13 protein-coding genes are annotated in these 18,683 nt (G+C 72.7%); 10 read left to right on the top strand and 3 right to left on the bottom strand.

The window, feature by feature from the left end:
* Positions 1 to 7: 7 nt before the first annotated feature.
* A complete protein-coding gene (locus ABDB74_RS17310) occupies positions 8 to 829 on the bottom strand; it encodes a DUF1028 domain-containing protein (RefSeq protein WP_346620000.1) in 822 nt (273 codons plus the stop codon).
* 417 nt (positions 830 to 1,246) lie between these two features.
* Here ABDB74_RS17310 and ABDB74_RS17305 point away from each other — a divergent pair, with 417 nt between their 5' ends.
* The 4 genes from ABDB74_RS17305 (at position 1,247) to ABDB74_RS17290 (ending at position 7,152) form a co-directional block, all read left to right on the top strand.
* Complete coding sequence (locus tag ABDB74_RS17305; RefSeq protein ID WP_346619999.1) at positions 1,247 to 4,345, top strand: arabinosyltransferase domain-containing protein; 3,099 nt, start codon at positions 1,247 to 1,249, stop codon at positions 4,343 to 4,345.
* Positions 4,346 to 4,476: 131 nt separating this feature from the next.
* On the top strand, positions 4,477 to 5,511 hold the full coding sequence (locus ABDB74_RS17300) for a glycosyltransferase family 2 protein (protein ID WP_346619998.1): 1,035 nt from the start codon (positions 4,477 to 4,479) through the stop codon (positions 5,509 to 5,511).
* Positions 5,471 to 5,890, top strand: a complete 420-nt coding sequence (locus ABDB74_RS17295) for a GtrA family protein (RefSeq protein WP_346619997.1) — start codon at positions 5,471 to 5,473, stop codon at positions 5,888 to 5,890. Before ABDB74_RS17300 ends, ABDB74_RS17295 begins: the two co-directional genes overlap by 41 nt.
* Positions 5,887 to 7,152 (top strand): NAD(P)/FAD-dependent oxidoreductase, encoded by a 1,266-nt coding sequence (locus ABDB74_RS17290; protein ID WP_346619996.1) that lies wholly within the window; start codon positions 5,887 to 5,889, stop codon positions 7,150 to 7,152. Before ABDB74_RS17295 ends, ABDB74_RS17290 begins: the two co-directional genes overlap by 4 nt.
* Before the next feature lie 70 nt (positions 7,153 to 7,222).
* Here the strand turns inward: ABDB74_RS17290 and ABDB74_RS17285 are convergent, their stop codons facing one another.
* A complete protein-coding gene (locus tag ABDB74_RS17285; RefSeq protein WP_346619995.1) occupies positions 7,223 to 8,017 on the bottom strand; it encodes a TIGR03089 family protein in 795 nt (264 codons plus the stop codon).
* A gap of 65 nt (positions 8,018 to 8,082) precedes the next feature.
* A complete protein-coding gene (locus ABDB74_RS17280; RefSeq protein ID WP_346619994.1) occupies positions 8,083 to 9,639 on the bottom strand; it encodes an LCP family protein in 1,557 nt (518 codons plus the stop codon).
* 346 nt (positions 9,640 to 9,985) lie between these two features.
* Here ABDB74_RS17280 and ABDB74_RS17275 point away from each other — a divergent pair, with 346 nt between their 5' ends.
* The 6 genes from ABDB74_RS17275 (at position 9,986) to ABDB74_RS17250 (ending at position 18,675) form a co-directional block, all read left to right on the top strand.
* Entirely contained in the window at positions 9,986 to 12,622 is a 2,637-nt protein-coding gene (locus tag ABDB74_RS17275; protein WP_346619993.1) for an N-acetylmuramoyl-L-alanine amidase, read from the top strand.
* 157 nt (positions 12,623 to 12,779) lie between these two features.
* Complete coding sequence (locus ABDB74_RS17270) at positions 12,780 to 13,355, top strand: hypothetical protein (RefSeq protein ID WP_346619992.1); 576 nt, start codon at positions 12,780 to 12,782, stop codon at positions 13,353 to 13,355.
* A complete protein-coding gene (locus ABDB74_RS17265; protein ID WP_346619991.1) occupies positions 13,352 to 16,075 on the top strand; it encodes a hypothetical protein in 2,724 nt (907 codons plus the stop codon). Before ABDB74_RS17270 ends, ABDB74_RS17265 begins: the two co-directional genes overlap by 4 nt.
* A gap of 100 nt (positions 16,076 to 16,175) precedes the next feature.
* Positions 16,176 to 17,009 (top strand): ABC transporter permease, encoded by an 834-nt coding sequence (locus ABDB74_RS17260; RefSeq protein WP_346619990.1) that lies wholly within the window; start codon positions 16,176 to 16,178, stop codon positions 17,007 to 17,009.
* A gap of 2 nt (positions 17,010 to 17,011) precedes the next feature.
* On the top strand, positions 17,012 to 17,776 hold the full coding sequence (locus tag ABDB74_RS17255; RefSeq protein ID WP_346619989.1) for an ABC transporter ATP-binding protein: 765 nt from the start codon (positions 17,012 to 17,014) through the stop codon (positions 17,774 to 17,776).
* Positions 17,773 to 18,675, top strand: coding sequence for a glycosyltransferase family 2 protein (locus tag ABDB74_RS17250; protein ID WP_346619988.1), 903 nt, complete (start codon positions 17,773 to 17,775; stop codon positions 18,673 to 18,675). Before ABDB74_RS17255 ends, ABDB74_RS17250 begins: the two co-directional genes overlap by 4 nt.
* Positions 18,676 to 18,683 lie beyond the last annotated feature (8 nt).

The following is an 18,683-nucleotide window of genomic DNA, read 5'->3' as shown; positions in this document are numbered from 1 at the left end:
CGGGAGGTCAGCCGATCAGCCGGGACACCGCCGACAGCCGCGCGTCACCGGCCATGGCGTTCAGCCATGCCGCCCACCCCGGTCGGGCGCGCATCGCCTCCAGCGCCCGCCGCGCGTCTTCGCGGTTCCCGCGCCGGGAGGCGGCGAGAGCGGCGTAGAGGTCGCGGGCGCCTTCCGGCGCGAACAGCGCGAGGTGCTCGTAGTCGCGTTCGTCGTAGGCCCGCTGCAGGTTGCGCAGCATCCGCAGTTGGGCGACCGGGTCGCCGGAGTCGTCCACCCGCAGATCGGTGCGCACGCCGTCGTCGTCCTCGGTCGGCGCGGCTCCGCTGATCACCAGGAGCGCGGCCGACTGGCGCCCGCGCAGGTCGCCGCCGGCGTCCTGCCCTGCGGTCAGGGCGGCCAGCAGGCGGTCGGCGAGGTCACCGGGTGCGGCGGTGAACGCCTCGGCCATAGCCGGCAGCACCGCCGTGGAGGCCAGCATGTTGCCCTGCACGCTGAACCCCTCGCCCAGCAGGTGGCCGCTCACGGGGAAGCAACCTCGGCCGGTGTCGGCGGCCACCCGCCCGGTGGCGTCCAGGACGGCGACCTGCCGGTCGGCGTCCTCGGCGGAGTGCGCCGCCTGGCGCACGAGCGCCGCGGGTGCGCCGCCGGCGGCCAGGCCGTCGAGCAGTGACCGGCCCAGGCCACGCCGGCTGCGGGCCTGCGCGGCGACCACGCCCACGCCGGGACGGGCGCTGGGCACGGCGCGACCCACGGCCAGGATGCAGGAGGCGACGGCGACACCGAGATCGCCGGTGCCAGGATCGTGGGCGAGGACCGAGAACGTCACCGCGCCCGTGCCCGGTGCGGGGGGCGTCCGGCAGCTCGCTGCCGCGTCGCTCCGCCATCGTCGAGCACGAGACCGGGTGCTCCATCCTCGCCGCCCGGCGGTGACCGCCACGGTCACCGGGTGCCGCGTTCCGGGGTCGGTACGTGCGCCACCCGGGGGCCGAGGATAGCCGTCACGCGCGCGCACCGGCCCAGCACCACCAGTCACACCCGCGACGCGCCGCACAGGAGTGCCCGGCCGTCCCAGACGCCCCTGGCGGGGTCCGGATCTGCGTTACGCTCGGTTTTCGGGGGATGCTCCTGGGCCTGTACGACAGGTCCCCACCGTGTCCGCGCTCGCCTGGCCGCCCTCCCCCTGGTCATTCGCACCATCAAGCTCGTTGCGGCACCGAGGCCCCGGGCAATCGAGAGGCGCCACGTGTCGACGACGCTCTTGCCGGCTGCACCGGTCCCCGCCGCGCCCGTCCCGACCCGCCGGAGCGGACCGCTGCGGGCCGTCGTGGCGCTGCTGGTCGGCCTGCTGGGGATCGGCCTGGCGGTGGCGCTGCCCCTCGCCCCGGTCGTCGCCGACCGCACCGAGGTGACCTGGCCCTCGCAGGGCGAGCAGCCGACCTCCACCACCGCGTTCTTCGTGCCCTACCGCCCGGCCGAGATCCAGGCGACCGTGCCCTGCGACGTGGTGCAGGCCGGGCTGGGCACGGGGGAGCGGACGACCCTGCTGGCCACCTCGCTCATCCGTGACGGGGGCCCGGCGTCAGGGCTGGTGGTCGACACGGAGGACGGGCGGCTGCGGGTCCTGGTCAACGGCCGGCTGGTGCACTCCGGCACGCCGGATGCCGCCGGCTGCGACGTCCGGGTGGACTCCGACGACACGGCGACCACCGTCGCGGTCGGCGACGGCCCCCCGACGGTGCTGGACGCCGAGCCGGTCCCCGAGGTCTTCGCCTTCACCACCGACCTCGGGCCGGAGGACGCCGACGGCACCACCGTCACCGCCCGGACGCGGACCTGGTTCGAGAGCACCCCGAGCGCCGCCAAGCTCGCGATGATCGCCGGTTACGTCCTCGTGGCCGCGGTGGCCCTGGCGATGCTGGCGCGGTGGATGGTCGCGCCGGCGTCCCGGAGCGGCGAGGCGCGACGGGCCGGGCGCGTCGCCGGGCGGCGGGTCCGGCTGGCCTGCGACGCGGCCGTGGTGGCGGCGCTGTCCCTCTGGGCGATCATCGCGCCGCAGACCGACGACGACGGCTACGCCACGATGACCATCCGGAACGGCCTGGCCAGCGGCGACATCGGGAACTACTACCACTGGTTCAACGCCTCCGAGGCGCCGTTCACCCTGGTGCAGCACATCGTGCAGCCCTTGGCCGCCGTCTCCGCCGCGCCGCTGTGGCTGCGGCTCCCCAGCTACCTGGTGGGGCTGGCGACGTGGTTCGTGGTCAGCCGCGGGGTGCTCGGGGCGGTGCTGCCGCGGTCGTCGCGCGGGACGCTGGTCGCGGTGCTGTCGGCCGTCTTCTTCCTGGCGTGGTGGCTGCCGTTCAACATCGGGGTGCGGCCCGAGCCGTTCGTGGCGCTCGGTGCGGCCGTCGTCTTCGCGCTGCTCGTGCGGGGCACCGCGCCGACGGCCCGCCGTCCGCTGCTCCTCATCGGTGGCGCGGCCCTGACCGCGGGGCTCTGCCTGTCCGTGACCCCGTCCTCCGTCGTGGCGCTCGCTCCGGTGTTCGTGCTGCTGCCGCGCATCTGGCGGACCGTGCGCGCCGCCGGTGGAGGGGCGGGGTCGTCCTGGTGGAGCACGGTCGGCATCGCGGCGCTGCTGTCGGCGCTCGCCGGCAGCGGGCTGGTGGTCATGTTCGCCGACCAGTCCCTGCACGGCGTCGCGAAGGCCACGCAGCTGCACACGGAGATCGGGCCCAACCTCGAGTGGTACGAGGAGGCCACCCGCTACGCGTTCCTCCTCGGTGGCGGGTCCCAGGGCACGGCCACGAAGCGCCTGGCGGTCCTCCTCACCCTCGGCCTGCTCCTCGTCGTTGCCCTCCTGCTGGCCCGGAGGCTCCCGGAACTGCGCCGGTTCCGGGAGGCACACCTCCTGGCGGCCTCGGTCGCGCTGGCGTTCGCGCTCCTGTTCGTCACGCCGTCGAAGTGGTCGCACCACTTCGGCTCGCTGGCCGGGCTGGGCGCACCCTTCCTCGCCCTGGGCTGCGTGCTCGTCCTGGAGGTGGCCCGGTCCCGGTCCCGCGATCGGGCAGCGCTGGTGATCGCCGCCGCCGGCACCGGCGTGGTGGCCCTCGCCGCCGGGCTGGCGTTCTCGGGGTCGCACTCCTGGTTCATGTACTCGGTCTACGGCCTGCCGTACCGGGACGCCCCGGTGGCACCGCTCGGTGTACCGCTCGGGAACCCGGCGCTGTGGCTGGTGCTCGCCGCCGGCACCGTGGCGGTCGCGTGGTGGATGCGCTCCCGGCGGGGGCAGGAGTCGGGCCCGGCGCTGCTCGCCGCGGGGCCGGCCGTGGTCGCCGCCGTCGCGGGCGCCATGTCGGTGGCCGCGCTGCTGGGAACGTTCAGCGTCGCCCCGCTGCGCCAGGCGGACGCGGGGGGCTACGCGCTGGCCCTCGAGAACGTCGAGACCCTGACCGGCACCAGTTGCGGGATCCCCGAGTCGGTCGACGTGCTGCTCGACGCGCCCGGCGGTCCCCTCGTGCCGGCGGCCGACGAGGAGGCCCCGATCGCCGACGGCTTCGTCGTCGGAGACGGCTTCCTGGACGGCGAGCAGCCGCCGACGGCGCCCGGTTCGGGTGCGGCCACCTACCTCTGGGGGAGCCTGGAGGGCGGGGAGCGGACCGTCGGGGCGCTGGTGACCCCGTGGTTCGAGCTGCCCGAGCTGTCCGCCGACGAGGAGCTCGCCATCAGCGCGGCCGGTCGCACCGGGGGTGCCAATCTCGTCGAGCTGGAGTTCGGACGCGCCGAGGGGGAGGAGGACGGCGTCACCGCGCTGGCCCGCCGGACGGTCGGCGACGGCCCGGTCGGCCAGCCGGCCTGGCGGCCGCTGTCCCTCGCCGCGGCCGACGTGCCGGCGACCGCCGACCGCGTCCGCGTGGTCGCCGCCGATGCGACGACCGACGTCGGCGGCTGGGTGGCGGTCACCGGCCCGCGGGTCCGCACCGTCGAGAGCCTGCAGGACTACCTCGACGGCACCGGCCCGGTGCTGCCGGACTGGCCGCTGGCGTGGCACCTGCCGTGCGTCTCGGACTTCCCCGTGGTGTCCGACGGCCTGGCGGAGACCCCCGCTGTCATCGTCGGCGCACCGAACTGGCACGGCGGGGCGCGGATCGCGTACATCCCCAGCGAGGGGGGCAGCTTCGCCGGTGTGTCGCAGGCCGACCGCCAGGAGGTGCCGAGCCGCCTGGAGGGTGCCCCTCAGGAGGAGTGGGGGCACGTGATCCGGCTTGACTACCCTCTCGCCCGGGACCAGTACGACCGATCGACGGACCAGACCATGCTCTGGGGCTGGGAGGGGGATCGTTGACGCGGCGGTGCCCCGACCGGAGGTCGACCACCGCCCGCACGGACACTGCCGATCGCCCGATCGGCCCCTGCCCAGCACGACGAAGCTGACGACCGGCGGTGCCGGTCACGCCGAGACCACGGAAGGCCGCTATGGCGACCCCTGTCATCCGATCCAACGACACCGCTGAGGCGCCGGCTCCGGTGCCGGGCGCGTCCCAGCGGCGGATCGTCTCCTACGTCCTCCCCGTCTACAACGAGGCGGACGGCATCGAGAACTTCCACGACCGCCTCTTCCAGGCGACCCGCAAGCGCCCGGACCTGGAGTTCGAGTTCGTCTACGTGAACGACGGCTCCCGGGACCGGTCGCTGGAGATCCTGGAGAAGATCGCGGAGTCCTGCGACGGGGTCCGGGTCGTCAACTTCTCCCGCAACTTCGGGCACCAGATGGCGATCACGGCCGGGCTCGACTACGCCCGTGGTGACGCCGTCATCGTCATGGACACCGACCTGCAGGACCCGCCCGAGGTGAGCCTGGAGCTCATCGAGGCGTGGGAGGGCGGCGCCCAGATCGTGTACGCGCAGCGGCGCAGCCGCAAGGACACGCCGATGAAGCGGTTCACGGCGCACGCCTACTACCGGCTGCTGCACCGGTTCGCCGACATCGAGATCCCCGTGGACACCGGCGACTTCCGCCTGATGGACCGGGCCACCACCGACCTGCTGCGCTCGCACCGCGAACGCAACCGGTTCGTGCGCGGACTCGTCGCCTCGCTCGGGTTCAAGCAGGCCGCCGTCCCGTTCGACCGGGACGAGCGGACCTCGGGGGAGACCAACTACCCGCTGCCGAAGATGCTCCGGCTCGCCGCCGACGGCGTGACCAGCTTCTCCACGGTCCCGCTGAAGATGATCACCCGGCTGGGGCTGCTCACGGTGGTGCTCGCCGTGCTCGGCATCCTCTACGCCCTCGGGCTGCGGCTGTTCTTCCCCGACGTCTCCGTCCCCGGCTGGACGCTGCTCATGATCATGGTGCTGTTCCTGGGTGGCGTGCAGATGCTGTCGCTGGGCGTCATCGGCTCCTACGTCGGCCGGATCTACACCGAGGTCCAGGCCCGCCCGCTCTACATCGTGGAGAAGGTGGTGGACCATGGCGACGGCGGACAGCAAGCTGCGCGCACCGGCGCGTGACCTCTGGGTGCGTCACCGGCACTTCTTCCTGTACCAGCTGATCGGCGTCTCGGGCGTCCTGCTCGACCTGGTCCTCTTCCTCGTCCTCTACAACGTGGTCGGGCTGCACGAGCAGATCGCGACGGCGATCAGCACCTCGGCGGGGATCACAAACAACTTCCTGCTCAACAGCTACCTCAACTTCCGCAAGCGGGACGGGATGCTGCGCCGGTTCGCCCGGTTCTACTCCGTGGGTCTCCTCGGCATCGCGCTGGTCGCGGTGCTGCTCCTGGTGTTCCACACCTGGCTCGGGGTGGACGCGAACGTCGTCAAGGTCGTCTCGATGCCGATCGTCGCGGTCTTCCAGTTTGTCCTGAACAAGAGATGGAGTTTCGGATGAAGATCGGCATCATCGGCGCCGGCGCCACGGGTCTGACCGCGGCGTACGACCTCGTCAAGGACGGTCACGACGTCACCGTCCTGGAGGGCGCGGACGAGATCGGCGGGCTGGCCGGCTCGCTCGAGGTCCAGGGCACGCCCCTGGAGCGCTACTACCACCACATCTTCGAGACCGACCGCGCCATCATCGACCTGATCGAGGAGCTCGGGCTCGGACCCAAGCTGCAGTTCCACTCGACCACCACCGGCATCTACTACGACGGCGAGCTGCACGACTTCTCCACCCCCGTGGAGATGCTCAAGTTCCCGCCGCTGGGCCTGCTCGACCGCGTCCGCTTCGGCGGCTCGTCCGCGATGTTGAAGGTCATCCGGAACGGTGAGCGCCTCAACGACCGTCGCGCGCTCGACTGGGTGCGCCGGTGGGCCGGCCCCCGGGCAGCCGAGGTGATCTGGGAGCCCCTGCTCACCGGCAAGTTCGGGTCGCGGGCGTCGGAGATCTCCATGGCCTGGCTGTGGGCACGCATCCACTACCGCACGTTCAAGCTGGGCTACATGGACGGTGGCTTCCACCAGGTCTACGACGGGCTGCTGCGCGCCGTGGAGGAGCGCGGCGGCAAGGTCGAGATGGGCAAGCGGCTGGCGCACATCGCGCAGCCGGACCCGGCCGGCCCCGTCGAGGTGCGGACCGAGGACGGCGCCAGGTACGAGTACGACAAGGTGCTCGTCACCGTGCCGCAGCCGGTGTTCGCCCAGGCAGCGGGCGCCGCTCCGGGGGACGCCCTCCAGCGCGCCGAGTACCTCGGTGCCACCTGCTTCGTGCTGGAGTGCGACCGCAGCGTGATCCCGTACTACTGGCTGAACGTCAACGACTCGACGTTCCCCTTCCTCGCGGTCGTGGAGCACACCAACATGGTCCCGACGTCGGACTACGGCGGCCGGCACGTGGTCTACGTCGGCAACTACGTGCCGCGCGACGACTGGCGGTACACCACCGACCCCGCCGAGCTGCTGAAGCAGTACGAGCCGTGGCTACGTCGCCTGAACCCGGACTTCGACCTGTCGTGGGTCAAGGACTGGCACTTCTCCCGTGCCGCCTTCGCGCAGCCGGTCGTCACCCCGGACTACAAGCCGTCCATCCCGCCGCACGAGACGTCGATGCCCGGCGTCGTGCTCGCCACGATGTCGCAGATCTACCCGCAGGACCGTGGCCAGAGCTACGCGGTCGCCATGGCCCGGCGGGTCGTGGAGCAGTACTTCCGCTGACCGCCGACCCCGGCTGACCTTCGACGGCCACGGAGCCTTCCCGGCTCCGTGGCCGTCGGGCTCCCGGGTGTCAGGCCGGGCGGCCCAGCTCGCGCACGCCCTCCACCCGTCGGCCCAGCGATGCGGTGACCCGCTCGGTCGCGGCACGACCCGGCAGGAGCGCGGGGTCGGCGGAGCGCACCAGCACGATCGACGCGCCCGCCGCGAGCGGGGCCAGGAGCCAGGCGACCGGCCCGGCCTCCGTGGCCGTCTGCTCGTCCACGAGCACCCGGTCGCCGGGGACGACGTCCAGCCGGCCGGCGAGCTCCCGGGCGGCGTCCACCAGCCCGCCGAGGCGCAACTCGAGCCCGCCCGCGTGCAGCCCCGCCGCCGCCGGGTCCGGCGCCTGCCAGGGGCTGAAGACGTCGCCGTGCGCCCGCACCTCGAGGGCGAAGTCCCGGGCCGGCCCGGCGTAGCCGGTCATGCCCATGCCGAGCGGGTGCAGCGACAGACCCAAGAGCTCGGGCAGGTCGAGCTCCTCCAGGGCCGGCAGCCGGTCCTGCGCGGCCAGGACGACGTCGGCGTCGTCCAACCGGCCGTCGTCCTCCGCCGCGGTCTCGACGACGGTCGCACCGCAGCTCCAGACGGCGAGCAGCACGGCCGCGGTCTGCCAGTGCACCGGCAGGGCCACCGCCACCCTGCTGCCGGGCCCGACGTCGAACTCCTCCTGGAGGAGGTTGGCGGTCTTGGCCACCCAGTTCGCGAGGGTGACCGCCGAGAGTTCGACCCGCTCCCCGGTGGCGTCGTCGTACTGCGTCAGCAGGGGAGCGGCGCCGTCCCGTCGGACGACGGCGGTGAGCAGGTCAGCAGGCAGGGTCGCGGGCACCGTCCCAGCCTGTCACCGGACCCGTCGTGCCGCGCGCTCCCGGTGGGGGCGCCACGGTGGCGGCCTCAGTTGATGCAGGTGGTGTCCGCCGCGGTCCGCGCGTCCTCGCCCTCGACCACCGGGGTGGGGGCCGGTGGGGTGACCGCCTGGCCCACGCCGTTGAAGTCGCTGCCGAGGACCAGCTGCACGGTGCCGCTGGTCGCGTCGTCGCTCTCCTTGCTCACCGCACCCGGGATCGCGGCGGCGACGGTGTTGGCGAGGGCCTCGTCACCGGCGGCGAACCGGATCTCGGTCTGCTCGTGATCCATCGACGAGGCGTTGCCGGTCGTACCCACCGGGAAGCCGGCCGCGGCCAGGGCCGAGGCGGCCTTCGCCGCCAGCCCCGAGGTGCCCGACCCGTTGTAGACGTCGACCGTCACCGTGGCCGGCGCCACCGTCTGCGGGGCGACGGGAGTGGCGGGGGCCTCGGGCTCGGGCTCGGCCGAGAGCGCGGCGAAGAAGGCCTGCAGCGCGTCCTCGTCCTCCAGCCGGACGATCGACTTGCCGTCCTCCTCGCCGGTCCCGCGGTTCGGCACGGTCTGGAACTCGATGCTGTCCGCGGTCACCGACTGCATCTGCTGGGCCAGCTGCATCAGGTCCAGGTCCTGGTCGACGGTCAACGCGTCGGCTGCGGCCTGCACGAGGGCACGCTGCTTGCCCAGGTCCAGCAGGACCTCCTCGGACAGCATCTTGCGCAGCACCCCGCCGATGAAGACCTGCTGGCGGACGATCCGGTCGAAGTCACCACGGCCCTGGGGCCCGTAGCCGTGCCGCTGGCGGACGAACTTCAACGCGTCCGCGCCGCTGATCGTCTGCACCCCGGCGGGGAAGTAGGCCCCCGACCAGTCCCGGTCGTCGACGGCCCGGCACAGGTTGATCTCGACGCCGCCGACGACGTTGGACAGCTCGAAGAAGCCCAGCAGGTCGACCTCGGCGTAGTGGTCGATCTGCAGACCGGTGAGCCCGCTGATCGTCTGCACCAGCAGCTGGGAGCCCTGCGCGGACCTGGCCTCCTCGGAGGCGCTCTCGGGGGCGTTCATCCGTCCGTAGGCGTACGCGGCGTTCAGCCGGTCCCAGCCGTAGCCGGGGATCTTCACGTACGAGTCGCGGGGGAAGGAGACGAACGAGGCGCGGGACCCGTCGGCCGGCACGTGGACCAGGATCATCGTGTCGGTGTTGGAACCGGAGTCGGTGCCGGCGTTGAGGTCCGCCAGCTGCTGCTCGGTCAGCGCGGCCCGGCTGTCGTTGCCGACCAGCAGCAGGTTCATGGCCTCCCCGCCGCCGCTGCCCTCGTTGCCCTCGCTCGGGATGGCGTCGGTGCGGTTCACCGTCGCGGACGCCACCTGGCCGAGGTACCAGCCCCAGCCGGACCCGGCGAGGAGACTGGCTGCGAGGACCCCGGCGACGGCGCGCGCGGCGACCGCGGCACGGCGGCCGCCGCGTCGGAGGGGCGGGGCGTCGGCCCCGGAGTCACCCGGGGCCGCGGCCGCCCGCGGACGGCGTGGCTGACCCGCGCGCGGGTCGAGGCGCGGGGGCAGCGGCCGGCCTGCTGGTCGGCCCTGCTCGTTCCGGTCTCGGCTCACGTGGTCCTCACAGCGGGTGTTGTGCGGCGGTCCGGGGGCGCGGGCGTCCACCGACGCCAGGTTGGTCACTTTGTGACGCTTTGTGCGTCGACGTTGGCAACGGTAGGTGTGCTCAGTGGGGAGCGGACCCCTCCGACACGCAAGAAGTGCCATCTCCACGGCGCGTTCCGCCCACCTCGCCTCGTGGTGAGCACCAGCCGCACCCGTCACACGCCCTCGTGGCGGCGGTCGCCGACGGAAATGCGGCCCCGGCTCAAGAGGAGGGGGGTGGTGGGCGATGTAACGAGGAGGACGTGTCGTCCGCCGCCGGCGGGGTGCGCGCGTCGATGCGAGAGGAACCAGCACCGTGCGCCGACTCCTGGCCGTCCTGGCGACCTGCGCCGCGCTGACCGGGGCAGTGCTCGTCCTGCCCGTGGTCGGCCCCTCGCGTCCCGCGCCGGTGCCGGTCGAGACCACGACCGACGTGCTGCTGATGGGGTCGGTCACCGACCCGGCCGGTGACGCCGAGGTCCGCCAGGGGCCCACGGCCCCGATGGCCGACGTGCCCGCCGACCAGCTGGTGCTCCGGCTGACCCGGGAGCACGTGGCGGGCTTCTCCCTGGTCGGGGTGACGTGGACGCCGGACCCGGCCGTGACCGACACGGTCGTGCAGGTCCGGGCACGCGACACCGCCGGGGTCTGGAGTGGCTGGACGGAGGTGGGGGTCGAGGACGGCCAGACCCCCGGCGCCGGCTCCGGGGACGGACGCAGGGGTGGCACGGCGCCGCTGTGGACCGGCCCGAGCACGGGGGTGGAGGCCGAGCTCGTCACGCGGTCCGGGGCGCAGCCCACCGACGTCGCCCTGGAACTGATCGACCCGGGCAGCAGCCCGGCCGACGTGGCGGTCGACGAACCGGAGCTCGGTGACACCGCGCACGCGGCGACGGCCATGCCGCCGATCCACTCGCGGGCGCAGTGGGGCGCGGACGAGGCGATCATGGGCTGGACGCCGCAGTACGCGACGACGATCAAGGCGTCGACCGTGCACCACACGGACACGGCGAACACCTACACGGCCGACCAGGTCCCCGGGATCATCCGGTCGATCTACTCCTACCACGCGCAGAGCCTCGGGTGGGGCGACATCGGCTACAACGTGCTGGTCGACCGCTTCGGCCGGGCGTGGGAGGGGCGGTACGGCGGCCTGGCGCGGCCTGTCGTCGGTGCCCATGCCGGCGGGTTCAACACCGGCACGTTCGGGGTCGCGATGCTGGGCAGCCACACGACCGCGCGCCCGTCCCAGACGACGCTCGACGCCGTTGCCGCGGCCGTCGCCTGGAAGTTCTCGCTGCACGGCGTCGACCCGCGGGGTTCGGCGACGCTGACCTCCGGTGGGGGAGGCACGGCCCGGTACGCCCGCGGCGTCAAGGTGACCGTGCCCACCGTCTTCGGCCACCGCGACACGAACTACACGACCTGCCCGGGCGATGCCGGCTACGCCCGGATGCCCGAGATCAGGGACCTGGTCGCCTTCCGGCTGGGGTCGGCGCACAGCAGCATCAGTGCCCGGTACGAGGCGGATGCCGCGCTGCGCGACTCGCTGGGGGTCCCCATCGGGGCCGAGCAGTCGGTCGACGGCGTCTCGTGGCAGGAGTACCGCAGCGGCGCCCGGCTGTACTCCTCCGCCTCCGGTGGCGTGCGGGTGGTGCGCGGATCGATCCTGTCCACGTACCTGGCGGCGGGTGGTCCTGCGGTCCTCGGCGCACCGATCTCCGACGACGCCCGCACGCCTGAGGGGGCCGGCTTCTTCGTCGACTTCCAGCGCGGCAGCATCTTCTGGTCGCCCGCCACCGAGACCCAGGTCGTCCGCGGTTCCATCCTGTCCATCTGGCGTGCCCGGGGCGGCACCGCCGGGCCGCTGGGCTTCCCGACGACGAGCGATGCGTGGACCAGCGACGGTCGCGGGGCGTTCGTGCGGTTCCAGGGTGGCGACGTGTACTGGTCGCCGCCGACCGGGACCCAGGTGGTGCGCGGCGGGATCCTCGACACCTGGCTGGAGACCGGTGGCGCACCCGGGCCGCTGGGTTTCCCGACCACGAGTGACGCGGCCACCGCCGACGGGCGTGGGTTCTTCGTGCGGTTCCAGGGTGGTGACGTGTACTGGTCGCCGCCGACGGGGGTGCAGGTGGTGCGGGGCGGGATCCTCGACACCTGGCTGAAGGCCGGCGGCTCGGCCGGGTCGCTGGGTTTCCCGACGACGAGTGATGCGTGGACCAGCGACGGTCGCGGGGCGTTCGTGCGGTTCCAGGGTGGCGACGTGTACTGGTCGCCGCCGACGGGGGTGCAGGTGGTGCGTGGCGGGATCCTCGACACCTGGCTGAAGGCCGGCGGCTCGAGCGGGTCGCTGGGTTTCCCGACGACGAGTGACGCGCGCACCGCCGACGGGCGTGGGTTCTTCGTGCGGTTCCAGGGTGGTGACGTGTACTGGTCGCCGCCGACGGGGGTGCAGGTGGTGCGTGGCGGGATCCTCGACACCTGGCTGCGGACCGGTGGCTCGGCCGGGCCGCTGGGCTTCCCGACGACGAGTGATGCGTGGACCAGCGACGGTCGCGGGGCGTTCGTGCGGTTCCAGGGTGGTGACGTGTACTGGTCGCCGCCGACGGGGGTGCAGGTGGTGCGCGGCGGGATCCTCGACACCTGGCTGCGGACCGGCGGCTCGAGCGGGCCGCTGGGCTTCCCGACCACGAGTGACGCGCGCACCGCCGACGGGCGCGGGTTCTTCGTGCGGTTCCAGGGCGGGGACGTGTACTGGTCGCCGCCCACGGGGGTGCAGGCGGTGACCGGGCCGCTCGCGAACGCCTACGTCCAGCAGGGTGGCCCGGCCTCGACGCTCGGCTTCCCGACCCGCAGCACCTATGCGATCTCCGGGGGAGAGCGCACGGACTTCGAACGCGGAGCGCTGACCTTCACGACGGCGACCGGCGCGGTGACCGTGCTGCCCTGACGGGGGCATTCGACGTCGCGTCGCTCCCACACCCGCGTCGCAACTGAAAGTAGTCTCTCGCGTACACGGCGGAGTCACGGTGTCGATACCCGTGCTCCGTCGACGTCCCGGCGCCGACGTCCGGCGCCACCCGCCAGTCCGTCTGGGAGTTGTGCCGATGTCCCGTTCCGCCACCCGCCGCAGGAAGGCCCTGTTCGGCGTGCTCGCGCTCCTCGTGCTGGCCGGCGCCGGTCTCGTCCTCCTCGCCTCCCGGTTCCTGGGGGACGTGACGCCGGCGAGCGGTGCGACGAGCGCGTCCGGCCCGTCCGGCGATCAGGATGCCGAGGCCCCGGTCCGGGACGACGTCCTCGACGGACCACCTCCCGCCCCGGTCGATCCGCCCCCCGGTGACAGCCAGGTGCTCCCGGGCCCGTCGCCGGCACCGGCCGCGCTCCGCCCGGTGACGGTGGACCCCACCTATTCCGGCTGGGATCCCGGGCCGGGGGACGTCGTCGCCGGAGGCTCCATCAGCGAGGTCATCGAGTCCGGTGGCACGTGCACCCTCACCCTGACGCGGGACGGCGTCGTCGTCAGCGGGTCGGCCGAGGCGACCCCGGACGCGACCACGACCAGCTGCGGGGACGTGCGCGCCGGCGGCTCCGACCTCACCTCGGGGACCTGGGACGCGGTGCTCGCGTACGAGTCGCCCCTGTCCGTCGGCGAGTCCCGCGTCTTCTCGGTGGTGGTCCCGTGAAGAAGCGGCTGAAGCTCGTCCTGGGTGGTGCCGTCGCGGTCGCCCTGACCGGCCTCCTCGGAGTCGGCTCGCTGCCCTCGCCGGACCTGCGCGAGTCGGCGAACCTGGCCCTCTTCAACCCCGGCAACATCATCAACGACGACGTCTTCTACGACTACGCGACGATGAATGCCGGCCAGATCCAGGACTTCCTGCAGGCCAAGGGGCAGAACTGCTCCGGGAGCACCTGCCTGAAGAACTACCGGCAGGACACCGGCAACCAGCCGGCCGACGACCGCTGCCGGGGATACTCGGGCGCGGCGCAGGAGTCCGCGGCGACCATCGTCTATCGGGTCGCCCAGGCGTGCGGCATCAACCCGCAGGCGATCCTGGTGATCCTGCAGAAGGAGCAGGGGCTGATCACCTCGACCGGCCCGGCCACCAGCAGGCTCGACCGGGCCATGGGGTACCGCTGCCCCGACACGCCCTCCGGCTGCGACCCGCGCTTCTTCGGCTTCTTCAACCAGGTCTACAACGCTGCCTGGCAGTTCCGGAGCTACCGGCTCAACCCGGGGCGCTTCGGCTATCGGTCCGGCATGACCAACAGCATCAACTACCAGGTCGTCGGCATCGACGACACGACGTTCAACTACCAGAGCCGCGACTGCGGCAAGGCCTCGGTCTACATCCAGAACCAGGCCACCGCGGGCCTGTACAACTACACCCCGTACGTGCCGAACCAGGCCGCGCTGAACGCCGGCTACGGCACCGGGGACCGGTGCTCCGCCTACGGCAACCGGAACTTCTTCAACTACTTCACCGACTGGTTCGGCAGCACGCAGAGCTCGGGTGGCTCCGCGGTCCTCGGCAAGCACGAGGCGCTGCTGGCCGCGGGCATCGACATCGGGGGCCCGACCTCCGAGGTCACCTGCGACCAGCCGTACGGCGGCTGCCGGCGCACGTACGCGGGCGGTCACATCTACTGGTCCCGGGGCACCGGTGCGCACGTGGTGCGGGGCACCATCCTCGACCGGTACCTGAGGCTCGGCGGACCCGGGGGCCTCGGCTACCCGACGGGTGATGACACGGCTGCGCCGTTCGGGACCGGGTTCTTCACCGACTTCCAGGGCGGCTCGATCTACTGGTCCGCCGCGACCGAGGCACAGGAGGTGCGGGGCGCCATCCTCGACAAGTGGCGCGCCTACGGTGGCCAGGCCAGCGCGCTCGGCTACCCGACGGGCGGTGACACCCCCGCGCCCGGTGGGGGGTTCATGACCGACTTCCAGGGCGGGCAGGTGTACTGGTCGGCGGCGACCGGTGCGCACGTCGTGCGCGGTGCGATCAAGGACCGGTACCTGGAGCTCGGCGGGCCCCGGGCGCTCGGCTACCCGACCGGCGACGACACCGCCACGGCGGACCGGCGGGGGTACCTGACCACCTTCCAGGGTGGGGACATCTACTGGTCGTCGGCGACCGAGGCGCAGGTGGTGCGCGGGGCGATCCTGCACACCTGGAAGCAGGCCGGGGGCCCGGGGGGGTACCTGGGCTTCCCGACCACGAGCGACGCGGCGGCCGGCAACGGTGGCTACGTGGTGGAGTTCCAGAACGGCGCCCTCTACTGGGGTCCCAGCACCGGCACGAAGGTGGTGCGGGGGGCGATCCTGGCTGCGTACAAGGCCGCCGGCGGTCCGGCGGCGCTGGGGTACCCGACCGGTTCCGACCAGCCGACGGCCGACCGGCGCGGGTACCTGACCACCTTCCAGGGTGGGGACATCTACTGGTCGTCGGCGACCGGGGCGCAGATCGTGCGCGGCGCGATCCTCGACGCGTGGAAGAAGGCCGGCGGATCGGGTGGCTACCTCGGGTTCCCGACGACCAGCGACGCGGCTGCCGGTAGGGGCGGGTACGTCGTGGAGTTCCAGAACGGCGCGTTGTACTGGGGGCCGACCACGGGCACGAAGGCGGTGCGGGGGGCGATCCTGGCTGCCTACAAGGCTGCCGGTGGTCCGGCCGCACTGGGGTACCCGACCGGTTCCGACCAGCCGACGGCCGACCGGCGCGGGTACATGACGCCGTTCCAGGGCGGGGAGATCCACTGGTCGTCGGCGACCGGGGCGCAGATCGTGCGCGGCGCCATCCTGCACACCTGGAAGCAGGCCGGCGGCTCCGGTGGCTACCTCGGGTTCCCGACGACCAGCGACGCCCCGGCCGGGGGCGGCGGGTACGTCGTGGAGTTCCAGAACGGCGCGTTGTACTGGGGGCCGACCACGGGCACGAAGGTGGTGCGGGGGGCGATCCTGGCTGCGTACAAGGCCGCCGGTGGTCCGGCGGCGCTGGGGTACCCGACCGGTTCCGACCAGCCGACGGCCGACCGGCGCGGGTACATGACGCCGTTCCAGGGTGGGGAGATCCACTGGTCGTCCGCGACCGGCGCGCAGATCGTGCGGGGCGCGATCCTGTACACCTGGAAGCAGGCCGGCGGATCGGGTGGCTACCTCGGGTTCCCGACGACCAGCGACGCCCCGGCGCCGGGTGGCCAGGGGTACACGACCTCGTTCCAGGGAGGCGCCATCTACTGGTCGGCCGCCACCCAGGCGCGGGTGCTCCGGTCCGAGCTGAACGCGGCCTACCTCGCGCAGGGAGGCACCACCGGGCCGCTGGGGTACCCGATCACCGACACCGTCGTCGCCGGGGCGCAGCAGCGGGCCGACTTCCAGAACGGCACCCTCACCGCCCCGTAGCGCGGGGCGCGAGGCCGACGGGGCGGGTGTGACGAACGGGTCCCGTCGGCCACGCGAGCCGGGGCAGCTCCCCGACGGCGCGCAGGTACCGTAACTGCTCGTGACAGTGGCACAACCGACCGGGCGGACCCTCGAGGCCGCCGTGGCGGACCTCCGTCGGGGGTGGGAACAGCGGCCGCTGTGGGGGCACCTCGGCTGGCAGGACATCCGTCAGCGCTACCGCCGCTCGGTCCTGGGCCCGGTCTGGATCACCATCAGCATGGCGGTCACCGCCATCGCGCTGGGCATCCTGTACTCGGGGCTGTTCGACATCGAGCTCGAGCGGCTGCTGCCGCACGTCCTCGTGGGTTTCATCGTCTGGGCCTTCATCAGCGGGTGCATCACCGAGGGCTCCGAGGTGTTCATCGCCAACGAGGGCCTGATCAAGCACCTGCCGGCGCCCCTGTCGACGCACGTCTACCGGCTGGTGTGGCGGCAGGCGTTGTTCTTCGCCCACAACCTGATCGTCTACCTGGTCATGCTGCTGGTCTTCCCGCAGCCGCTGAGCTGGACGGTGATCACCGTCCTGCCGGCCTTCGTCCTGCTCGCCCTGAACGGGGCGTGGGTCGCGCTCGGCGTCGGGGTCATCACGGCCCGGTTCCGCGACATCCTGCCGATCACGCAGAGCATCGTGCAGCTGGCCTTCTTCCTCACCCCGATCGTGTGGATCTACGACGAGCTGGTGAACAGCCCGAACCCGGCGATCGCCGAGCGTGCCCGGCTGGCCGAGTTCAACCCGTTCCTGCACTTCCTGGAGATCATCCGCCGTCCGCTCCTGGGTCAGGACCAGGAGCTGCGGTACTGGGTGGTCGTCCTCGTCATCACCGTGGTCGGATGGGCGCTGACGCTGTTCGTCCTGCGCCGTTACCGGTCCCGCGTCTCCTATTGGGTGTGAGCGTGTCTCAGAGCAGCCCCGGCCCGGTCAGCATCGTCACGAAGGACGCCTGCGTCGACTTCCCGATCTTCGACGCCAAGAGCCGATCCCTCAAGAAGACGGTCATGGGTCTCGTCGGCGGCAACATCGACAGCGCGGCCAAGGTCCCGGTCATCGAGGCGCTGCGGGACATCACCGTCGACCTGTCGCACGGCGCCCGCGTCGGTCTGGTCGGCCACAACGGCGCCGGCAAGTCCACGCTGCTACGGCTGTTGTCGGGCATCTACGAGCCCACCCGAGGCGTCGCGCACGTGCGCGGCCGCGTCGCGCCGGTCTTCGACCTCGGCGTCGGCATGGACCCGGAGATCTCCGGCCTCGAGAACATCATGGTCCGCGGGCTGTTCCTGGGCATGACCCGCAAGCAGATGGAGGCCCGGGTCGACGACATCGCCGACTTCACCGAGCTCGGCGACTTCCTCCGCATGCCGCTGCGGACGTACTCCACCGGTATGCGGGTGCGCCTGGCCCTCGGCGTCGTCACCAGCATCGATCCCGAGATCCTGCTGCTCGACGAGGGCATCGGCGCGGTCGACGCGGCCTTCCTCGAGAAGAGCAAGCAGCGGCTCGTCGAGCTGGTCGGGCGCTCGGGGCTGCTGGTGTTCGCCTCGCACTCCGACGAGTTCCTGCGTGAGCTGTGCGACACCGCCATCTGGATGGAGCACGGGCAGATCAAGCAGCAGGGTGACCTCGACGAGGTGCTCCGCGCCTACAAGGGCCTGCCGGCATGACCGCCGGCACCCCCGAGAAGGTCGTCGCGGTCGTCGTCACCCGGCACCGGCGCGAGCTGCTGCGGCACAGCCTGGCGGCGCTCGCCGCGCAGGACCGGCCGGTCGACCACGTCGTCGTCGTCGACAACGGCCCCGATCAGCCGGTCGAGGACGTCGTGCTCGCCAGCGGGTTGCCGGCCACCTACCTGCCCAGCGAGCGCAACCTCGGCGGCGCCGGCGGCTTCGCACTCGGCATGCTGCAAGCCCTGGCCCTCGGGGCCGACTGGGTCTGGTGCGCCGACGACGATGGCCGGCCTGCCGACGGCACGGTCCTCGCGACGCTGCTGGCCAGCGCGCGAGAGCACGGGCTGGCCGAGGTGTCGCCGCTGGTCACCGACATGGCCGACCCCGACCGGCTGGCCTTCCCGCTGCGCCGGGGCATCCGCTGGCGCCGGCGGCGCAGCGACTTCGCCGGGATCGACCTGCTGCCGAGGTACGCCTCGCTCTTCAACGGGGCGCTCTTCCGTGCGGAGGCGCTCGACGTCGTGGGCGTGCCGGACTACCGGTTGTTCTTCCGCGGCGACGAGACCGAGATCCACCGCCGGCTGGTGCGCGCCGGGCTCCCCTTCGGCACCTGCACCGCCGCGGCCTACCTCCACCCGGAGGGGACGACCGAGTTCCTGCCGATCCTGGGCGGGAAGCTCTCCGCGCAGTACCCGGCCAACGAGGTGAAGCGGTACTTCACCTACCGCAACCGGGGCTACCTGATGGCGCAGCCGGGCATGCGGTGGCTGCGCCCGCTCGAGACGGTGCGCTTCGGCTGGTTCTTCCTGGTGTCCCGTCGCGACCCGGGTGGATGGCGCGAGTGGCGCCGCCTCACCCGGGCCGGGCGACGGGAGGAGCTCACGCGCCCGGCGTGAGCTCCTCC

It is taken from the genome of Blastococcus sp. HT6-4 (genome assembly GCF_039679125.1).
GTDB classification, from domain to species: domain Bacteria; phylum Actinomycetota; class Actinomycetes; order Mycobacteriales; family Geodermatophilaceae; genus Blastococcus; species Blastococcus montanus.
Note: the sequence above shows the minus strand (reverse complement) of the source record. Positions and strands in the feature narration are given on the sequence as shown.

Excerpts from the sequence above, each read along its gene's own strand:
- ABDB74_RS17290 (WP_346619996.1), top strand. The coding sequence starts at position 5,887 with ATGAAGATCGGCATCATCGGCGCCGGCGCCACGGGTCTGACCGCGGCG.
- ABDB74_RS17250 (WP_346619988.1), top strand. The coding sequence starts at position 17,773 with ATGACCGCCGGCACCCCCGAGAAGGTCGTCGCGGTCGTCGTCACCCGG.
- ABDB74_RS17300 (WP_346619998.1), top strand. The coding sequence starts at position 4,477 with ATGGCGACCCCTGTCATCCGATCCAACGACACCGCTGAGGCGCCGGCT.
- ABDB74_RS17270 (WP_346619992.1), top strand. The coding sequence starts at position 12,780 with ATGTCCCGTTCCGCCACCCGCCGCAGGAAGGCCCTGTTCGGCGTGCTC.
- ABDB74_RS17295 (WP_346619997.1), top strand. The coding sequence starts at position 5,471 with ATGGCGACGGCGGACAGCAAGCTGCGCGCACCGGCGCGTGACCTCTGG.